19 protein-coding genes are annotated in these 17,888 nt (G+C 62.9%); all 19 read right to left on the bottom strand.

The genetic code is table 11. The features are described from left to right. Window position 1: 1 nt before the first annotated feature. A complete protein-coding gene (rplE, locus tag N3J91_13005; GenBank protein MCX8157340.1) occupies window positions 2–547 on the bottom strand; it encodes a 50S ribosomal protein L5 in 546 nt (181 codons plus the stop codon). Window positions 548–570: 23 nt separating this feature from the next. Beyond that, on the bottom strand, window positions 571–855 hold the full coding sequence (locus N3J91_13000) for a 50S ribosomal protein L24 (protein MCX8157339.1): 285 nt from the start codon (window positions 853–855) through the stop codon (window positions 571–573). 3 nt (window positions 856–858) lie between these two features. Then, window positions 859–1,224 carry a 50S ribosomal protein L14 gene (rplN, locus tag N3J91_12995; GenBank protein MCX8157338.1) on the bottom strand — a complete coding sequence of 122 codons (366 nt, stop codon included), beginning with the start codon at window positions 1,222–1,224 and terminating at the stop codon, window positions 859–861. Window positions 1,225–1,239: 15 nt separating this feature from the next. Then, a complete protein-coding gene (rpsQ, locus tag N3J91_12990) occupies window positions 1,240–1,539 on the bottom strand; it encodes a 30S ribosomal protein S17 (protein MCX8157337.1) in 300 nt (99 codons plus the stop codon). An 11-nt stretch (window positions 1,540–1,550) separates the two neighbouring features. Next, window positions 1,551–1,748 carry a 50S ribosomal protein L29 gene (gene rpmC / locus N3J91_12985; protein ID MCX8157336.1) on the bottom strand — a complete coding sequence of 66 codons (198 nt, stop codon included), beginning with the start codon at window positions 1,746–1,748 and terminating at the stop codon, window positions 1,551–1,553. 4 nt (window positions 1,749–1,752) lie between these two features. Next, the gene (gene rplP / locus N3J91_12980; GenBank protein ID MCX8157335.1) at window positions 1,753–2,133 is read right to left on the bottom strand and encodes a 50S ribosomal protein L16; all 381 of its coding nucleotides are present in this window, start codon (window positions 2,131–2,133) and stop codon (window positions 1,753–1,755) included. 51 nt (window positions 2,134–2,184) lie between these two features. Beyond that, a complete protein-coding gene (gene rpsC, locus N3J91_12975) occupies window positions 2,185–2,859 on the bottom strand; it encodes a 30S ribosomal protein S3 (GenBank protein MCX8157334.1) in 675 nt (224 codons plus the stop codon). Window positions 2,860–2,864: 5 nt separating this feature from the next. After that, window positions 2,865–3,203 carry a 50S ribosomal protein L22 gene (gene rplV / locus N3J91_12970; protein ID MCX8157333.1) on the bottom strand — a complete coding sequence of 113 codons (339 nt, stop codon included), beginning with the start codon at window positions 3,201–3,203 and terminating at the stop codon, window positions 2,865–2,867. A gap of 3 nt (window positions 3,204–3,206) precedes the next feature. Further along, entirely contained in the window at window positions 3,207–3,488 is a 282-nt protein-coding gene (rpsS, locus tag N3J91_12965) for a 30S ribosomal protein S19 (protein ID MCX8157332.1), read from the bottom strand. Between the two features lie 21 nt (window positions 3,489–3,509). Beyond that, window positions 3,510–4,364 (bottom strand): 50S ribosomal protein L2, encoded by an 855-nt coding sequence (gene rplB, locus N3J91_12960; protein MCX8157331.1) that lies wholly within the window; start codon window positions 4,362–4,364, stop codon window positions 3,510–3,512. Window positions 4,365–4,378: 14 nt separating this feature from the next. After that, window positions 4,379–4,660 (bottom strand): 50S ribosomal protein L23, encoded by a 282-nt coding sequence (gene rplW, locus N3J91_12955; GenBank protein MCX8157330.1) that lies wholly within the window; start codon window positions 4,658–4,660, stop codon window positions 4,379–4,381. Window positions 4,661–4,664: 4 nt separating this feature from the next. After that, window positions 4,665–5,291, bottom strand: coding sequence for a 50S ribosomal protein L4 (rplD, locus tag N3J91_12950; GenBank protein ID MCX8157329.1), 627 nt, complete (start codon window positions 5,289–5,291; stop codon window positions 4,665–4,667). 11 nt (window positions 5,292–5,302) lie between these two features. Then, window positions 5,303–6,019: a 50S ribosomal protein L3 gene (gene rplC, locus N3J91_12945; GenBank protein MCX8157328.1), complete on the bottom strand. Its 717-nt coding sequence runs from the start codon at window positions 6,017–6,019 to the stop codon at window positions 5,303–5,305. A 6-nt stretch (window positions 6,020–6,025) separates the two neighbouring features. After that, a complete protein-coding gene (rpsJ, locus tag N3J91_12940; protein MCX8157327.1) occupies window positions 6,026–6,334 on the bottom strand; it encodes a 30S ribosomal protein S10 in 309 nt (102 codons plus the stop codon). A gap of 25 nt (window positions 6,335–6,359) precedes the next feature. Further along, entirely contained in the window at window positions 6,360–8,534 is a 2,175-nt protein-coding gene (fusA, locus tag N3J91_12935) for an elongation factor G (GenBank protein MCX8157326.1), read from the bottom strand. Window positions 8,535–8,608: 74 nt separating this feature from the next. Further along, entirely contained in the window at window positions 8,609–9,082 is a 474-nt protein-coding gene (rpsG, locus tag N3J91_12930) for a 30S ribosomal protein S7 (protein MCX8157325.1), read from the bottom strand. A gap of 12 nt (window positions 9,083–9,094) precedes the next feature. Further along, window positions 9,095–9,484, bottom strand: coding sequence for a 30S ribosomal protein S12 (gene rpsL, locus N3J91_12925; GenBank protein ID MCX8157324.1), 390 nt, complete (start codon window positions 9,482–9,484; stop codon window positions 9,095–9,097). A gap of 123 nt (window positions 9,485–9,607) precedes the next feature. Beyond that, on the bottom strand, window positions 9,608–13,780 hold the full coding sequence (rpoC, locus tag N3J91_12920; protein MCX8157323.1) for a DNA-directed RNA polymerase subunit beta': 4,173 nt from the start codon (window positions 13,778–13,780) through the stop codon (window positions 9,608–9,610). 60 nt (window positions 13,781–13,840) lie between these two features. Beyond that, a complete protein-coding gene (gene rpoB, locus N3J91_12915) occupies window positions 13,841–17,734 on the bottom strand; it encodes a DNA-directed RNA polymerase subunit beta (protein ID MCX8157322.1) in 3,894 nt (1,297 codons plus the stop codon). Window positions 17,735–17,888 lie beyond the last annotated feature (154 nt).

The following is a 17,888-nucleotide window of genomic DNA, read 5'->3' as shown; positions in this document are numbered from 1 at the left end:
GTTAACGGTTTTCGGCAAAGGGGAAGCCCAGGAGTTTGAGGAGGTCGTAGGCTTCCTCGTTGGTGCGGGCGGTGGTGACGATGGTGATGTCCATGCCCTGGGTGCGTTTAATCTTGTCCAGGTCCACCTCCGGGAAAATGGTCTGCTCGGCAATGCCCAGCGAGTAGTTGCCCCGGCCGTCGAAGGAGCGCGGGGACAGGCCGCGGAAGTCGCGGATGCGCGGCAGGGCGGCGGCCACCAGGCGGTCAAAGAACTCGTACATGACCTCCCGGCGGAGCGTCACATAGCAGCCGACTGGATGGCCGGCGCGAAGTTTGAAGTTGGCGATGCTCTTGCGGGACTTGCTGATGACGGGTTTGCGGCCGGTGATCAGGGCCAGGTCCTTGGCGGCATCCTCCACGGCGCTTTTCTCCAGTTGGGAGCTGACGCCCATGTTGATGACGATCTTTTCGAGGCGGGGCACCTCATGCCGGTTTTTGTACTGGCGCTTGGCGATGAGGGCGGGCACCACTTCGTTTTCGTATTTTTCCTGCAATCTCGGTTTCATGGCTGGGTGCAAAGAGGCAAGGCTCAAGATTCAGCGGCGGCGGCGGGGGTCTTGCCGGCCCGCCGGGCGTCGTAGCGATCGGCCCGCATCACGTTGCTGATGTGGATGGGGCCTTCGCGCTCGATGATGGCGCCCTGGGGATGGAGCTGGCTGCGGCCTTTCTTGATGGTCTTCTTGAGCATGCGGACCCCCTCCACCAGCACGCGCTGCTTGGCGGGCTGGACTTCAATGACGCGGCCGCGGCGGCCCTTGTGGGCGCCGCTGATGACCACCACTTCGTCGCCTTTTTTGACGTGCAGTTTGGGCATAGATCAGACTACCTCCGGAGCCAGGCTGATGATTTTGGTGAACTTGAGGTCGCGCAGCTCGCGGGCCACCGGGCCGAAGATGCGGGTGCCAATGGGCTCGCGTTCCTTGTTGATGATGACGACGGCGTTGCTGTCAAAGCGGACATAGGAGCCGTCGCTGCGGCGGATGGGCCGGCGGGTGCGGACGACGACGGCATCGGCCACCTGGCCTTTCTTGATGGTGCCGTCCGGCGCGGCCTCTTTGATGTGGACCTTGATGACGTCGCCCACGCGGGCATACATCTGGTTCCGGCCGAGCACACCAATGGCGGCCGCGCGTTTGGCGCCGGTGTTGTCGGCCACGTCGAGGATGGAACGGACTTGCAGCATAGGTCAGGACAGGTTTCAGGCGGCCGCGGTGGCGGCGCGCTCAAGGATTTCCACCAGCCGCCAGCGTTTGAGGCGGCTGAGCGGGCGGGTTTCTTCGATGCGCACAAGGTCGCCGGGCTTGGCCTCGCCTTTCTCGTCGTGCGCGTAATATTTTTTGTAGCTCCGCACAATTTTCTTGAAGCGGGGATGGGGAAAGCGGCGCTCGACGCGGACCACAATGGTCTTGGCCATCTTGTTGGAGACCACCTCGCCGGTGCGCTCTTTGCGACGGCGGGCGGGGGCGGCGGCGGTGGGTTGGGAGGAGGTGTCAGCCATAGTCAAAAGGTTCAAGCCTGGGTTTTCTTGCGGGCGGTGATGGCGGTCTCCACCCGGGCGATGTCACGCCGGAGGAGACGCAGCCGGACGGGGTTCTCCAGGCGGCTGCCCGCCTTCTGGAGGCGCAGGTTGAAAAGTTCCTGGCGGAGGTCGCGGCTTTTGGCCTGCAGCTCCACCAGGGTCAAGTCTTTCAATTCACTCATTTTCATGGCGTCAGTGCTGGTGCCGGGAGATGAATTTGGTGTGGATGGGCAGTTTGGCCGCGGCCAGGCGGAAGGCCTCGCGCGCCACGACCTCGGGCACGCCGTCCACTTCAAAGAGCACGCGGGCGGGCTTGATGACGGCCACCCAGGATTCCAGGGGTCCCTTGCCCTTGCCCATGCGGGTTTCCAACGGCTTTTTGGTGTAGGATTTGTCCGGGAAAATGCGAATCCAGAGCTTGCCCCGGCGCTTCATGAAGCGGCTGATGGCCACGCGGGCGGCCTCCAGTTGCTTGGTGTCCAGCCAGCAGCGCTCCAGGGCCTGCAGGCCAAACTCGCCAAAGGCGACCGTGTTGCCGCGGGTGGCCAGACCGGCGCGGCTGCCGCGGTGCATTTTCCGGTATTTAACGCGTGCAGGTTGTAAAGGCATAAAACAGTCTCAGAATTAACGGCCGGCCGCGGGGGCGGCGGCCCGTTGGTTCTTAGTGGCTTCGGGTTTGTTTTCGCCCCGGCAGATCCAGCATTTGATGCCCAGTTTACCGTAAAGGGTGTGGGCTTCGGCAAAGCCATAATCAATGTTGGCGCGGAGGGTGTGCAGGGGCACGCGGCCTTCGAGATATTGCTCCACCCGGGCCAGTTCGGCGCCCCCGAGGCGGCCCGAGCAGCGGATGCGAATGCCTTCGGCGCCCTGCTCCATGGCGGTTTGCACCGCCCGCTTCATGGCCCGGCGGAAGGAGACGCGGCGCTCCAGTTGCACCGCCACGCCCTCGGCCACCAGTTGGGCGTCGAGGTCAGGATTTTTGACTTCCTGAATTTCGACGTAAATTTCCTTGCCGGTTTTTTTGCTCAAATCCTCCTTGAGCTTGTCAATTTCGGTGCCCTTGCGGCCGATGACCACGCCCGGGCGGGCGGTAAAGATGGTGATGCGGCAGCGGTTGCCGGCGCGCTCGATCTGGATTTTGGGCACCGCCGCGTCCTTGAGTTTCTCCTTCAAATAGCGGCGCAGTTCAAAGTCCTCCACGAGCAGCTTGCCGAAGTCTTTTTTCTCGGCGTACCACTTGGAGCGCCAGTCACGGTTGACGGCGACGCGCAGACCGATGGGATTGGTTTTTTGACCCATAGTAATTATTTGGCTCCGTCCGAAAGAACGATTTTGATGTGGCTGTTGCGTTTGATGATGGGGCCGGCCATGCCGCGCGCCTTGGGGGTGTAGCGTTTGAGGCGGCTGGCGGTCAGGGCGACGGCCTGGGCCACCACCAGGCGGGCGGCCTGCAATTGATGGTTGTTCTCCGCGTTGGCGATGGCCGAATCGAGGGTTTTGGCCACCAGCCGGGCGGATTTGCGCGGCACCACCGCCAGCACCGCGCGGGCCTCCAGGGCGGGCAGACCCTGGATTTGACGGGTGACTTCCCGCACTTTCTGCGGGGACATCCGGACATTGCGAGTGATCGCCTGTACTTGCATAGGTTACTTGGCCTCGGCTTTGGCGGTGTGAGCGCCGTGTTTCTTAAAGATGCGGGTGGGAGAAAACTCTCCCAGCCGGTGGCCCACCATGTTTTCGGTCACAAAAACCGGGTGGAACACCTTGCCGTTGTGCACGTTGAAGGTCAAGCCCACAAAGTCGGGCGTGATCATGGAACGGCGGGACCAGGTTTTGATGGGCGCCTTGGACTTGGACTCCTTGGCGGCCTGGATTTTCTTCATCAACGAGGGGTCCACAAACGGACCTTTTTTGATTGAACGTCCCATAGGCTCTCAGGTCAAAGCAGGTTACTTGCGTTTCATGGGCCGGCCGTCACGCCGCACCACGATAAAGCGGTTGGAGGGTTTGTGTTTGTTGCGGGTGCGGTAGCCTTTGGCCAGCAAGCCCCACGGGGAGGTCAACTGTTGCCAGCCGCCACCGCCCTTGCTCTTGCCGGCGCCGCCGCCGTTGGGATGGTCCACCGGGTTGCGGGCCACGCCGCGGGTGATGGGGCGATGGCCGAAGTGCCGCGTGCGCCCGGCCTTGCCCCAGACGATGTTTTCATGGTCCGCGTTGCCCACCTCGCCGATGGTGGCGTAGCAGTTTTCGTGGACCCGCCGGATTTCGCCCGAGGGCAGGCGGAGGGTGGCATACCCCTGATCGCGCGACATCAGCGTGGCCGAGCTGCCCGCCGAGCGCACCATCTGCGCGCCGCGGCCCGGCACCATTTCGATGTTGTGAATGGCCATGCCGATGGGGATGTTTTTCAGCGGCAGATGATTGCCCACCTCAACCGGCGCGTCCGGGCCGCTGGAGACCTTGGCGCCGACCTTGAGGTCTTTGGGGCAGAGGATGTAGGCCTTCTCGCCATCGGGATATTTCACCAGGGCCAGCCGGGCGGAGCGGCAGGGATCGTACTCAATCGCCTCCACCGTGGCCACCTGGCCGTGGCGGCGACGTTTGAAGTCCACCAGCCGGATTTTCTGCTTGTGGCCGCCACCGATGCCCCGGGCGGTGACGCGGCCGTAGCAGTTGCGGCCGCCGGTCTTCTTGCGGGTCACCACCAGGCTCTTTTCCGGCTCGGTCTTGGTAATCTCGCTGAAGTCGGCCACCGTGATGTAACGGCGCGACGGCGTCAGGGGACGAAAGGTTTTAACAGGCATAAATCAACAAAAGGTTAGGTGAGGTTGATGCGATCCCCTTCTTTGAGGGTGACAATGGCCTTTTTCCACTCGCTGGTCATGCCGGCCTGGGGGGTGCGCTGGCGGCGCGCCTTGCCGGGCATGTTGAGGGTGTTGACGGCGATGACCTTGACCTTGAACAGCTCCTCGACCGCCTTGCGAATCTGGGCCTTGTTGGCCCGGGGGTCCGCCACCACGGTGTACTGGTTGAGCTTCTCGGCCTGGAGGGTGCCCTTTTCGGTCACGCGGACGGTTTTGATGATTTCAAAAGCGTTCATAGGATCAGGATTGGCTGAGCCGCTGGCCCACCTGTGCCAGCGCGGCGCGGGTGAACACGATTTTGGCCGGTTTCAGCGCCTGGTAGCAGTTAAGCTCGGTCCCGGTGACCAGCTCCACGTGGGGCAGGTTGCGGGCGGCCAGGCGCAGGTTTTGATCAATGCTGTCGGTCACCAGCAACACGGTCACGCCGGGGGCCAGGGTGTCCAGCAGGCGCACCAGCTCACGGGTCTTGGGCTGGGCCAGCTTCAACTCGTCCACCACGATGACCTCGCTGGCCTTGATGCGCTCGCTCAAGGCCTTGCGCAGGGCCAGACGGCGGGTGGTCTCGTTGACTTTCTTATGAAAATCGCGCGGCTTGGGGCCGAATACGATGCCACCGCCACGCCAGAGGGGCGATTGGAAGGAGCCGGCGCGGGCGCGGCCGGTGCCTTTCTGGCGCCAAGGTTTTTTGCCCGTACCGGCCACTTCGCCCATGGTTTTGGTGCAGGCGGTGCCGGAGCGCTGGGCGGCGAGGTAGGCCACCACCACGTCATGCACGGCCTGGGTGCCCTTGCCGTTTTCGATCACCGGAAACGGCACTTCGACTTCGCCCTGGGGCGTGCCCTGCAAATCTTGAACGGTGAGTTTCATGTCAGCAGTCCTCACTTCTTGGCCACGGCCTTGGTTTTACCGCCCTTGGCCATGGCCTTGTGTTTCTCGATGCGCTCCTGGCGGGCTTTTTCGAGCACGCGCGAGCGTTTCTTGGATTCGCGGATGATGACGTAGTCCCCCTCGGCGCCCGGCATGGAACCTTTGATGAGGAGGAGGTTTTCCGCCTCGCGGACCTGGATGATCTGGAGGTTTTGCACCGTGCGGCGCACCTGCCCCATGTGGCCGGGCATGCGCATGCCGCGGTTGACGGTGCCGGGGAACAGACGGCAGCCGATGGCGCCGCTGCGGCGGTGCCAGCCCTTGGCGCCGTGGCTCATGTCGCCGCCGCGGAAGTGATGGCGCTTGACCACGCCCTCGAAGCCGCGGCCCTTGGTGATGCCTACAGCGTCCACGTAATCACCGGCGCGGAAGATGTTCACGCCCACCGTGTCGCCCGGTTTGACGTCCAGCGCGAAGTCGCGAAATTCGCGGATGATGCGGACGGGAGCGCCGTTGTGCTTTTTGACGTGGCCCAGCAACGGCTTGGTGAGGCGGGTTTCCTTCTGCTCGCCAAAACCCAGTTGCACGGCCTTGTAGCCGTCGCGCTCGGGCGTTTTGCACTGCAACACGCGGTTGGGCCCGGCCTGGACAATGGTCACCGGTACGATGACGCCGTTGGCGTCATAGACGCGGGCGTGTCCCAGCTTTCTGCCAAGTAAACCAATCATAGAGACTTAGATTTTAATGGTGATGTCAACCCCCGCCGGCAGAGTGAGCTTTTTGAGCTCGTCCACGGTTTTGGCGGTCGGCTCGATGATGTCAATCAGCCGCTTGTGGGTGCGCTGTTCGAAGGTTTCCTGGGATTTTTTGTCGGCGTGCGGCGAGCGCAGGACGGTGAAGCGCTCGATGCGGGTGGGCAGGGGCACCGGGCCCGCCACGCGGGCGCCCGTCCGCTTGACGGTCTCGACAATTTCGTGCGCCGAGGAGTCCACGATCCGGTAATCGTAGCCCTTGAGGCGAATCCGTATGCGTTGTCCAGGCATATAAAGAACAAGTTAAGGGTTGGGGTTAAGTTCGCGCGGCAGGCCGGTTTTTGGCCTGATCCAAAAGCTGGGCGGCGATGCCCGCCGGCACCGGCTCGAAAGTGAGCGGCTCCATGGAGTAGGAGGCGCGCCCCTTGGAGAGGGAGCGCACGGCGGTGGCGTAGCCGAACATTTCCGCCAGCGGCACGCGCGCGGTGAGCACGGTGGCGCCGTTGCGCACTTCGATGTGCTCCACGTGGCCGCGGCGGCGGTTGATGTCGCCCAAAATGTCGCCCTGATATTCGTCCGGCGTGGTGACCTCCACCTTCATGACCGGCTCCAGGAGGATGGGGTTGGCCTTGCGGAAGGCCTCCTTGAGGGCGAAAATGCCGGCCATCTTGAAGGCCAGCTCGCTGGAGTCCACTTCGTGGAAGGTGCCGTCCACAATGTCCACCTTGATGTCAATGATTTGATAACCGGCATACACACCGGTGCGGACGGCCTCCTCGATGCCGCTGATGACCGCGGGGATGTATTCCTTCGGGATGGCCCCGCCCACGATCTTGCTCTCGATCTGCACACCCTTGCCGCGCTCATTCGGCTCGATGTGGATGATGGCGTGGCCGTATTGGCCGCGGCCGCCGGACTGGCGGATGAATTTGCCCTCGCCCTCGGCCTTGGCGGTGATGGTCTCGCGGGAGGCGATCTGCGGGGCGCCGGCGTTGGCCTGCACGTTGAACTCGCGATACAGCCGGTCACGGATGATTTCCAGGTGCAGCTCGCCCATGCCGGCGATGATGAGCTGGCCGGTTTCCTGGTTGGTAAAGACGCGGAAAGTGGGATCTTCCTCGGCCAGCCGCTGCAGGCCCTCGGTGAGCTTGTCACGGTCGCCCTTGGTCTTCGGCTCAATGGCCATGCTGATGACCGGCTCGGGGAAGGTGGGCGGCTCCAGCAGCACGCTGAAATCCTCGTCGCAGAGAGTGTCGCCGGTGGTGATATTGCGCAGGCCCACCAGGGCGGCGATGTCGCCCGAAAAGACCTGGTCCACATCCAGGCGTTTGTCGGCCTGGATCATCATGAGGCGGTTGACGCGCTCGCGCTTGCGGGTGCGGGGATTGTAAATGATGTCGCCCTTCTTGAGGGTGCCGCTATAGACGCGGAAGAAGACCAGCTTGCCGGCGTAGGCATCGGTCCAGAGCTTGAACGCCAGGGCGCAGAACTTGGCATTGTCATCGGCCGGCACGAGGACGGGGCTGTGGTCATCGGGGTCTTCGCCCTGGGCGGGCGGGACATCCAGCGGACTGGGCAGATAGTCCACGATGGCGTCAATCAAAGGCTGCACGCCCCGCTTGCGGAAGGCGCTGCCGCAGAGCACCGGCACCAGTTCCAGATTGCAGGTGAGGCGACGGATGGCAGCCTTGAGGGTCAGGGGGTCCACGGGTTTTTCCTCAATGACCAGCTCGGCGATGGCATCGTCCTTGTTGGAGACGGCGTCCACCAGCTCGGCCAGGGCGGCGGCGGCGCGCTCCCGGAGGTCGGCCGGGATGTCGGTGACGGAAAACTTGACGCCCAGTTCATCCTCGGGATCGTAGATGATGGCCTTTTGATTGATGACATCAATCACCCCCTGGAAGTGGTCCTCTTTGCCGATGGGCAGCATCACCGGATAGGCATAGGCGCCCAGCTTGCGGCGGAGGTCATTGAGGGCGTTCTCGAAATTGGCGCCGGTGCGGTCCATTTTGTTGATGAACGCGATCCGGGGCACGCGGTATTTGCTGGCCTGGCGCCAGACGGTCTCGGACTGGGGCTGCACGCCGGCCACGCCACAGAACACGGCCACCGCGCCGTCGAGCACCCGCATGGAGCGCTCCACCTCGGCGGTGAAGTCCACGTGGCCGGGGGTGTCAATGATGTTGATGCGGAAATTCTCGTTGGTGAAGAGCTTGGCGCAGCCGTCGTCCTTGGGTTTCCAATAACAGGTGGTGGCGGCGGAGGTGATGGTGATGCCGCGCTCGCGCTCCTGCTCCATCCAGTCGGTCACCGTGTTGCCATCGTCCACATCGCCCATGCGGTGGATGAGGCCCGTGTAATAAAGAATGCGCTCGGTGGTGGTGGTCTTGCCGGCGTCAATGTGCGCGGCAATACCAATGTTGCGCGTCCGGGCCAGCGGATAGGGCCGGTTCGGCGCATCGAGCACTTTCTTTTCCGTCGCAGTTTCCATGCAAATTTTTCCGTGTCAGACAATAAAAACGCCCCGGTTTGCAGCGCAGCCGACGGGGCGTCCCAAGACCACCACTACCAGCGGAAGTGGGCAAAGGCCTTGTTGGCCTGGGCCATCCGATGGACTTCGTCGCGTTTGCGTATGGCGTTGCCCTGCCCCTGGTAGGCGTCCATGATTTCGGCCGCCAGGGCTTCGCGCATGGCGATGCCCTTGCGGGCGTCGGCAAAATCCACCATCCAGCGCATGGCCAGGGAGATCTGGCGGTCAGGCGGCACTTCCAGGGGGACCTGGTAGGTGGCGCCGCCCACGCGGCGGGCCTTGGTTTCAATGCGCGGCTTGGCATTGTCCACCGCGCGCTGGAGGACTTCCAGCGGGTTGGCCTGGGGGTTTTTGGCCACGATCTGGTCAAAGGCCCCATAGACGATCCGCTGGGCCGTGCTTTTCTTGCCCCACTTCATCACCGTGTTGATCAGGCGGGTGACCAGCACGCTGTGATACTTCGGGTCTTCGGCCATGGGCCGGCGGACAGCTTGACGACGTCGAGACATAATACCAAAGCGTTACGATTTCGCCGGGGCGGCCTTGGGCCGTTTGACCCCGTATTTGGAGCGGCTGACGCGGCGCTTTTCCACCCCCGCGGCGTCCAGGGTGCCGCGGACGATGTGGTAGCGCACGCCGGGCAGGTCCTTTACACGCCCCCCGCGCACCAGCACGATGGAGTGTTCCTGCAGGTTGTGCCCTTCGTCGGGAATGTAGGCAATGACCTCATACCCGTTGGTGAGGCGCACCTTGGCCACCTTGCGCATGGCCGAGTTCGGCTTCTTCGGCGTGCGCGTCATGACCTGAATGCAGACGCCGCGCCGGAAGGGCGACCCTTCGAGGGCCGGCGCCTTCGACTTGGTGGCGACCTTGCGGCGCCCAAAACGGACGAGCTGATTTATCGTCGGCATTATTGTAAGTTCCGTGTTGTGCTTCTTTCAGCGCCTTTCCCCGGGAGAGGAAAGGAGCGCGGATATTAGCAAAGAGTTTTCAGGTTGCAACAAGTATTTGAAAAAAATTTTTCTCTTGACAGCTCAGGCGTTTTCTTCCGCCGCCTCGGCGGCGCCCTCCTCCGCCGGCGGCGGCTCGGCGGCGGTGCCGGCCGGGACGGTTTCCGGCGCGGGCTCCTCCGGTTCGACCAGCGGCTTGAGCTGCACGTTGCGGTGCGCCGGGTAGCCCGTGCCCGCGGGGATGATATGCCCCATGATCACGTTTTCCTTGAAGCCGCGCAGGTAGTCAACCCGCGAGGTGGTGGCGGCCTCGGTGAGCACGCGCGTGGTGTCCTGGAAGGAGGCCGCGCTGAGGAAGCTCTCCGTTTCGAGCGAGGCCTTGGTGATGCCCAGCAGCACGGGCTGGCACTCGGCAGGTTTGCCGCCGAGTTTTTCCACGCGCTGGTTTTCCTCCTCGAACTCGAGCTTGTCCACCTGCTCGCCCCACAGGAAACGGGTGTCGCCCGGCTCGGTGATGCGCACCTTGCGGAGCATCTGGCGCACGATGATTTCGATGTGCTTGTCGTTGATGGTGACGCCCTGCAGGCGGTACACCTCCTGCACCTCGTTGACCAGGTGCTCCTGCAACTGCTGCGAGCCGCAGATTTCCAGAATTTCGTGCGGATCAATCGGGCCCTCGGTCAACTGCTGGCCGCGCTTGACCACGTCGCCCTTGAAGACGATGACGTGCTTGCCAATGGGAATCAGGTGCTCCTCCTCCTGGCCGGTTTGCGGATCCTTGATGATGATGCAGCGCTTGCCGCGCACCGTGGGGCCAAAGTCCACCACGCCGTCAATCTTGGAGATCTCCGCGGCATCCTTCGGCCGGCGCGCCTCAAACAGCTCGGCCACGCGCGGCAGACCGCCGGTGATGTCCTTGGTCTTGCTGACCTTGCGCGGGGTCTTGGCCAGCAGCGCGCCCGCCTCGATGACATCGTCCTCGTCCACCACGATGTGGGCGCCGGAGGGGATCGGGTAGCTGGCGATCATCTCGTTGGTTTCCTCATCGAGGATGATGACCTGCGGATGGAGGTCCTCCTTGTGGTCAATGACCACCTTGGCCTGCTGGCCGGTGGCTTCGTCCTCCTCCTGCTTCATCGTCACGCCTTCGATGATGTCGTGGAAGCGGATGCGGCCGCTCTTTTCCGAGATGATGGGCACGTTGTACGGGTCCCATTGCACGAAGGCCTCGCCCTTCTTGACGCGGCCGCCGTCCGGGATGGAGATGACCGAGCCGATGACGAGCGTGTGGCTTTCCAGCTCGCGCCCGGTTTCGTCCACCACCAGGATGCTGCCGTTTTTGTTGAGGACGATGTGGTTGCCGTCCTGGAGCGGCACGCAGCGGAGGTCCTGGTACTTGATGACGCCGTCGTGCTTGGCCTTGATCTGCGGCTGTTTGAAGACCTGCGAGGCGGTGCCGCCGATGTGGAAGGTGCGCATGGTCAACTGCGTGCCCGGCTCGCCGATGGACTGGGCGGCAATGATGCCCACCGCCTCGCCCAGCTTGACCATCTGACCGGTGGCCAGGTTGCGCCCGTAGCAACGGATGCACACGCCGTGCTTGCTTTCGCAGGTGAGCACCGAGCGAATCTTCACCCGCTCGATGTTGGCGTTCTCGATGGCGCGCGCCTTTTCCTCGTCAATTTCCTCGTTGGCATGGACGATGACGCGCTTGGGATCCAGCGGATCGTAGATGTCGTCGCAGGCGCAGCGGCCCACCAGGCGGTCGCGCAGCTTGACGATTTCATCCTCGCCCTCAAGGATGGCCTGCACCCAGATGCCGTTGACCGTGCCGCAGTCCTCCTCGCGCACGATGACGTCCTGCGCCACGTCCACCAGCTTGCGCGTCATGTAGCCGGAGTCGGCGGTCTTGAGCGCCGTGTCGGCCAGCCCCTTGCGGGCGCCGTGGGTGGAGATGAAGTACTCCAGCACGGTCAGCCCCTCGCGGAAGTTGGAGAGAATCGGCTTCTCAATGATGTCGCCGCTGGGCTTGGCCATGAGGCCGCGCAGGCCCGCCAACTGGCGCACCTGCTGCTTGTTGCCGCGGGCGCCGGAGTTGACCATGAGGAAGATGGGGTTGTACTCGTTCTTGTTCCGGTTGCGCTCCAGGGTCTGGAGCATGACGGTGGAGATCTGGTCGGTGCAATGCGTCCAGATGTCTACGATCTTGTTGTAGCGCTCGCCGTCGGTGATGACGCCCTTGCGGTACTGCTTTTCCACCTCGGCAATCTGCTTCTGCGCCTCGCGAATCTGCTTCTCCTTCTCCTCGGGGATGATCATGTCCTCGATGCCGATGGACACGCCGGCGCGGGTGGCCTCGCGGAAGCCCAGCTCCTTCAGCCGGTCGAGCGTGGCGATGGTCTCCTCGTGGCCGCAGTGCTTGTAGCAGTTCCAGATCAGGTCCCCCAGCTCGTTCTTGCCAGCCACCTTGTTGAAGAAGCCGAGTTTGTCCGGCCAGACCTCGCTGAAGATGACGCGGCCCACGGTGGTTTCAATGATGCGGCTCTTCGGATCCCCGTACACGGTCTGGCGGCCGTAGTCGGGGTTGGCCAGGCGCACGCGGCTGTGGGTCTTGAGCTCGCCTTCGCGATAAGCAAAGATGACTTCCTCCTTGGAGCCAAACAGCATCAGCCGCTTGTTGGGGTCCTTGGGTTGCCGCGGCTCGGCGGTGAGATAGAAGCAGCCCAGCGTGATGTCCTGCGTGGGCGTCATGATGGGCCGGCCGCTGGAGGGGCTGAAGATGTTGTTGGGGGCCATCATCAGCAGGCGCGCCTCCATTTGCGCCTCAATGGAGAGCGGCACGTGCACGGCCATCTGGTCGCCGTCGAAGTCCGCGTTGTAGGCGGTGCAGACCAGCGGATGAATGCGGATGGCCTCGCCCTCGATGAGCATGGGCTCGAAGGCCTGAATGGAGAGGCGGTGCAGCGTGGGGGCGCGGTTGAGGAGCACGGGATGCCCCTTGGTGACTTCCTCGAGAATGTCCCACACCTCGGTGGCCTGGCGCTCGATCATTTTCTTGGCCGAGCGCACCGTGTGCACATGGCCCAGTTCCTTGAGCCGGCGGATGATGAACGGCTCGAACAGAACCAGCGCCATCTTCTTGGGCAGGCCGCACTGGTGCAGTTTGAGTTCGGGGCCGATGACGATGACCGAGCGTCCGCTGTAGTCCACGCGCTTGCCCAGCAGGTTCTGGCGGAAGCGCCCGCTCTTGCCCTTGAGCATGTCGCTGAGCGACTTGAGCGGGCGGTTGCCGGCGCCGGTGACGGCGCGGCCGTGGCGGCCGTTGTCAAACAACGCATCCACCGCCTCCTGCAACATGCGTTTTTCGTTGCGGATAATGACCTCAGGGGTCTTGAGCTGGAGCAGGTTTTTGAGGCGGTTGTTGCGGTTGATGACGCGCCGGTACAAATCATTCAGATCGGAAGTGGCAAACCGGCCGCCTTCGAGCGGCACCAGCGGGCGCAGGTCCGGCGGGATGACCGGCAGCACCGTGAGGATCATCCATTCCGGTTTGACGCGGTTTTCCACAAACGCGCCCAGCAGACGGATGCGCTTGGCCAGTTTTTTGCGGATTTGCTTGCTCTTGGTCTCCTGCATCTGCTGCTGCAGCTTTTCAATCTGGCGCGGCAGGTTGACGTTGGCCAGGGCCTCGCGCACGGCCTCGGCGCCCATCTTGGCCACAAAGGCATCCGGCCCGTAGGTTTCGCGGGCTTCACGGTACTCATGCTCGCTGAGCAACTGGTGCAGTTGCAGCGGGGTCTGGCCCGGGTCAATGACCATGTAATCCTCGTAATAAATCACGCGCTCGAGGTCGCGGGCGGTCATGTCCAGCACCAGGCCGATGCGGGAGGGCATGCACTTGAAAAACCAGATGTGCGACACCGGCACCGCCAGCTCGATGTGCCCCATGCGCTCGCGGCGGACCCGGGCCAGCGTGACCTCCACGCCGCAGCGGTCGCACACCACGCCGCGGTGTTTGATGCGTTTGTACTTGCCGCAGGAGCATTCCCAGTCCTTGACGGGGCCGAAAATGCGCTCGCAAAACAGGCCGCCGCGCTCCGGCTTGAAGGTGCGGTAATTGATGGTTTCCGGGTTCTTGACCTCCCCTTTGGACCAGGAACGGATGGCCTCGGGCGAGGCAATCGAGATGGCGACGTAATCCACCTGATTGACCTTGTCCAGTCCGAGCAGCTCGCGTGCGGTTTCTTTCGTATTCATAGTGGCTGTGGCAAAGGGCGGGCGGGGTGGCCCCCGCCCGCAGGGTCTGCGCTTAAAGGTTTATAAGTTGGCCAGGGCGCTGGCCGGGGTGGCCGGTTGATGTTCAATGGGGTTGGTGTAGCCCACCTTCACATCCAATCCCAGCGACTGCATTTCCTTGACCAGCACGTTGAACGATTCGGGGATGCCGGCCTCCAGACAGTTGTCCCCCTTGACAATGCTCTCGTAGATGCGCGTGCGGCCCTGCACATCGTCGGACTTGACGGTGAGCAGCTCCTGCAGCGTGTAGGCGGCGCCATAGGCCTCCATGGCCCAGACTTCCATTTCGCCGAAGCGCTGGCCGCCATATTGCGCCTTGCCGCCCAGGGGCTGCTGGGTGACCAGCGAATAGGGCCCCACGGCGCGGGCGTGAATCTTGTCGGCCACCAGGTGGCCCAGCTTCATCATGTAGATGTAGCCCACCACCACCTCCTGATCAAAGGGCTCGCCGGTGCGGCCGTCAAACACCCGGGCCTTGCCGTTGGGCAACAGCCCCTGCTCCCGGCCCACGGGCGTCTGGGAGGCCTGCTTGATGAACTCCCAGATGTCCTTTTCCTTGATGCCGTCAAACACAGGGGTGGCAAACTTCAGGCCCAGCAACCGGGCGGCGTAGCCAAGGTGGGTTTCGAGCACCTGGCCCACGTTCATGCGCGAGGGCACGCCCAGCGGGTTGAGCACGATGTCCACCGGCGTCCCGTCGGCCAGGAAGGGCATGTCCTCCTCCGGCACGATTTTGGCCACCACACCCTTGTTGCCGTGGCGGCCGGCCATCTTGTCGCCCACGGACAGTTTCCGCTTGGAGGCGATGTACACCTTGACCATCTTGATGATGCCGGCGTCAATTTCATCGCCCGCCTCCACGCGCTCCATTTCCTGGTCGTACTGCGCCTGGAGGTCGTCGAACTTCTTTTTGAAGCTGCCGATGATCTCGTTGATCTTGTTGCGGATTGGCGACGGATCAATCTCGATCCGGTCATACACCTGCGCCAGCTTGCGCAGCAGCGTCTTGGTGATCTTGCGATTGGCCGGGATGATGATCTCCCCGGTCTCGCTGTTGACCACGTCCAGCGGGATTTTTTCGCCCAGCAGGATGTTGCTCAGGGCTTCGGTGAGCTGGTCGCGCAGCTCCTCCGTCTTGGTGCGGTACTCCTCCTGCACCTGTTTGGCCGCGCGGCGGCTCTCGCCGGCCTCGCTGCGCGGCTCCTTTTCGCCCTCCTTCTCCTTCTTGGCGGAGACCTTGACATCCATGACGATGCCATAGGTGCCGGAAGGGACCTTGAGGGAGGTGTCCTTCACGTCGGCGGCTTTCTCGCCGAAAATCGCCCGCAGCAGGCGCTCTTCCGGCGCCAGCTCCGTCTCGCTCTTGGGCGTGATCTTGCCCACCAGGATGTCGCCCGGCTTGACTTCCGCCCCCACGCGGATCACGCCATCCGGCCCCAGATTCTTGAGGGCCTCTTCGCCCAGGTTGGGGATGTCGCGGGTGATTTCCTCCGGCCCCAGCTTGGTGTCGCGGGCGCTGACCTCGAACTCGTCAATGTGGATGGAGGTGAAGATGTCCTCCTTGACGATGCGCTCGCTGATGAGGATGGCGTCCTCGAAGTTGTAGCCGTTCCACGGCATGAAGGCCACGAGCACATTGCGCCCCAGGGCCAGCTCGCCCTGGGCGGTGCAGGGGCCGTCGGCGATGACCTGGCCCTTCTTCACGGTGTCGCCCTTGCTGACCAGGGCCTTTTGATTAATGCAGGTGGCAGCGTTGGAACGCATGAATTTGCGCAAGTTGTACACGTAAATGCCATTTTCGGGATCGTGCTTAATCTTGCGCTTGCCTTCGGGCAGCTTGCCATCGCGGGTGATGATGATCTGGTTGCCCGTCACGCTGGCCACCTTGCCGTTTTCGTCGGCCACCATCACTGCGCAGGAATCCCGCGCCACGCGCTCCTCCAAGCCGGTGGCCACCAGCGGCGGCTCGGTCACCAGCAGCGGCACCGCCTGCCGTTGCATGTTGGAGCCCATCAGCGCGCGGTTGGCGTCGTCGTGCTCGAGGAACGGAATCAAACTGGCCGCCACAGACACGAGCTGCTTGGGCGACACGTCCATGTAGTTGACCTTCGCCGGCTCCACGTCCACGAAATCCCCCTTGCGCCGGCAGGTCACCGTCGGCGTGGTGAAGTGGCCTTTGTCGTCAATCGGCGCGTTGGCCTGGGCCACGATGTAGTTTTCCTCGCGATCGGCGGTGAGATATTCAATCTCATCGGTGACGCGACCCTTTTCCACCTTGCGGTACGGGGTCTCCAGGAAACCAAATTCGTTGACGCGCGCAAAGGTGGCCAGCGAGGCGATCAAGCCGATGTTGGGGCCTTCCGGCGTTTCCACCGGGCAGATGCGCCCGTAATGGCTGGGGTGCACGTCGCGCACCTCGAAGCCCGCGCGGTCCCGGGACAAACCGCCCGGCCCCAGGGCCGAGAGGCGGCGTTTGTGGGTCAATTCCGCCAGCGGATTGATTTGATCCATGAACTGGCTGAGCTGGCTGCGGCCGAAGAAATCCCGGATCACCGCCGAAAGCGCCTTGGGATTGATGAGCTTCTGCGGCGTCATGGCCTCCAGTGACTGGTCGAAGAGGGTCATGCGTTCTTTGACCAGGCGCTCGGTGCGGGCCAGACCCACGCGGCATTGATTGGCCAGCAGCTCACCCACTGTGCGCACGCGCCGGCTGCCCAGGTGGTCAATATCGTCCAGCGTGCCCTCGCCCTTCTTCAGGCGGAGGAGGTACTTGGTGGCCTCCACCAGGTCTGTTTTGCTGAGGATGCGGGTGTCGTTCTTGGGCAGATTGAGCTTCTGATTGATCTTGTAACGGCCCACCCGGCCCAGGTCATACCGCTTGGGATCAAAGAACAGCCGCTTGATGAGGGCGCGGGCATTGGCGGCGGTGGGCGGATCGCCCGGCCGCAGCCGCCGGTAAATATCCTTCAGGGCTTCGTCCTCATTCTTGGTGGGGTCTTTCTTGATGCACTTGATGATGATGCCGTCGTCCACCGAGGTGTCCACCACGCGCAGGGTTTTGAGGCCCAGCTCGGCGATCTGCTTGACCACGGCGCGGGAGAGCGGCTCGAAGGCGCGGGCGACCACCAGGCCCTTGTCTTCATCCACCACGTCCTCAATGAGCACCTTGTTGGGGAGGTCATCCCGCTTTTCGGCCTCTTTGATCGGCAGTTCTTCAATGGTGTAAAAAAGTTTCAGCAGCTCCGCGTCGCTGCCACGGGTGGCTTCATTTTTGCCTTTTTCGCTTTCATCCAGGAACGCCAGCGCCCGGAAGAAGGTGGTGGTCAGGAATTTGCGGCGCCGTTTCTTGCGATCCAAGTACACGTAAAGCAAATCGCTGGTGTCAAACTGGGCCTCGTACCAGGAGCCCCGATCCGGGATGATGCGGAAGGAATGGAGGGTTTTGCCGTTGGGATGCTGGGTGGCCTCGAAGGCGATGCCGGGGGAGCGGTGCAACTGGCTGACGATCACGCGCTCGGCGCCGTTGATGACGAAGCTGCCCTGGGGGGTCATGAGAGGCAGCTCGCCCATGAAAACCTCCTCTTCGCGGGCCACCTTGCCGTTTTCTTCGAGGCGGAAGGTGACATGCAGCGGGGCGCCGTAGGTCTGGCCTTCGCGCAGGCACTCCAGCCAGGTCATTTTCGGCTCGCCAATCTTGTAGGAGGCAAAGTCCAGCTTGAATTTGCCATCGTAGCTCTCCACCGGAAAGACCTCGCGAAAGACCGCTTGCAAACCCACATCTTTGCGCCGGTTGGGCGGCACATCGGCCTGCAGGAATTCCTTGTAGGAGGTGGTCTGCAGTTCAATCAGGTTCGGCGGGGCGATCACTTCCTTGATCTTGCCGAAGTTTTTCCGTTCGATGGCTCGCGTTGACATGAGTCTTGCTAGGTTGCGCCGGGGGGCTGGGGGCCAGCCACCCGGCCAGTTTCGGGCTTAGACAGCACAAGGCGAGTCCCCCCGCTGCCGGGGGTGCTCGCCGCAACATGGATAAATCCGACCGATACTCTGCTTTCTTGCTTGGCCAGTCCGT

The sequence above is a fragment of the Verrucomicrobiia bacterium genome (genome assembly GCA_026414565.1).
In the GTDB taxonomy this organism is placed as follows: domain Bacteria; phylum Verrucomicrobiota; class Verrucomicrobiia; order Limisphaerales; family Fontisphaeraceae; genus Fontisphaera.
The sequence above is the reverse complement of the archived record's forward strand: the minus strand, read 5'-3'. Positions and strand labels throughout refer to the sequence as shown.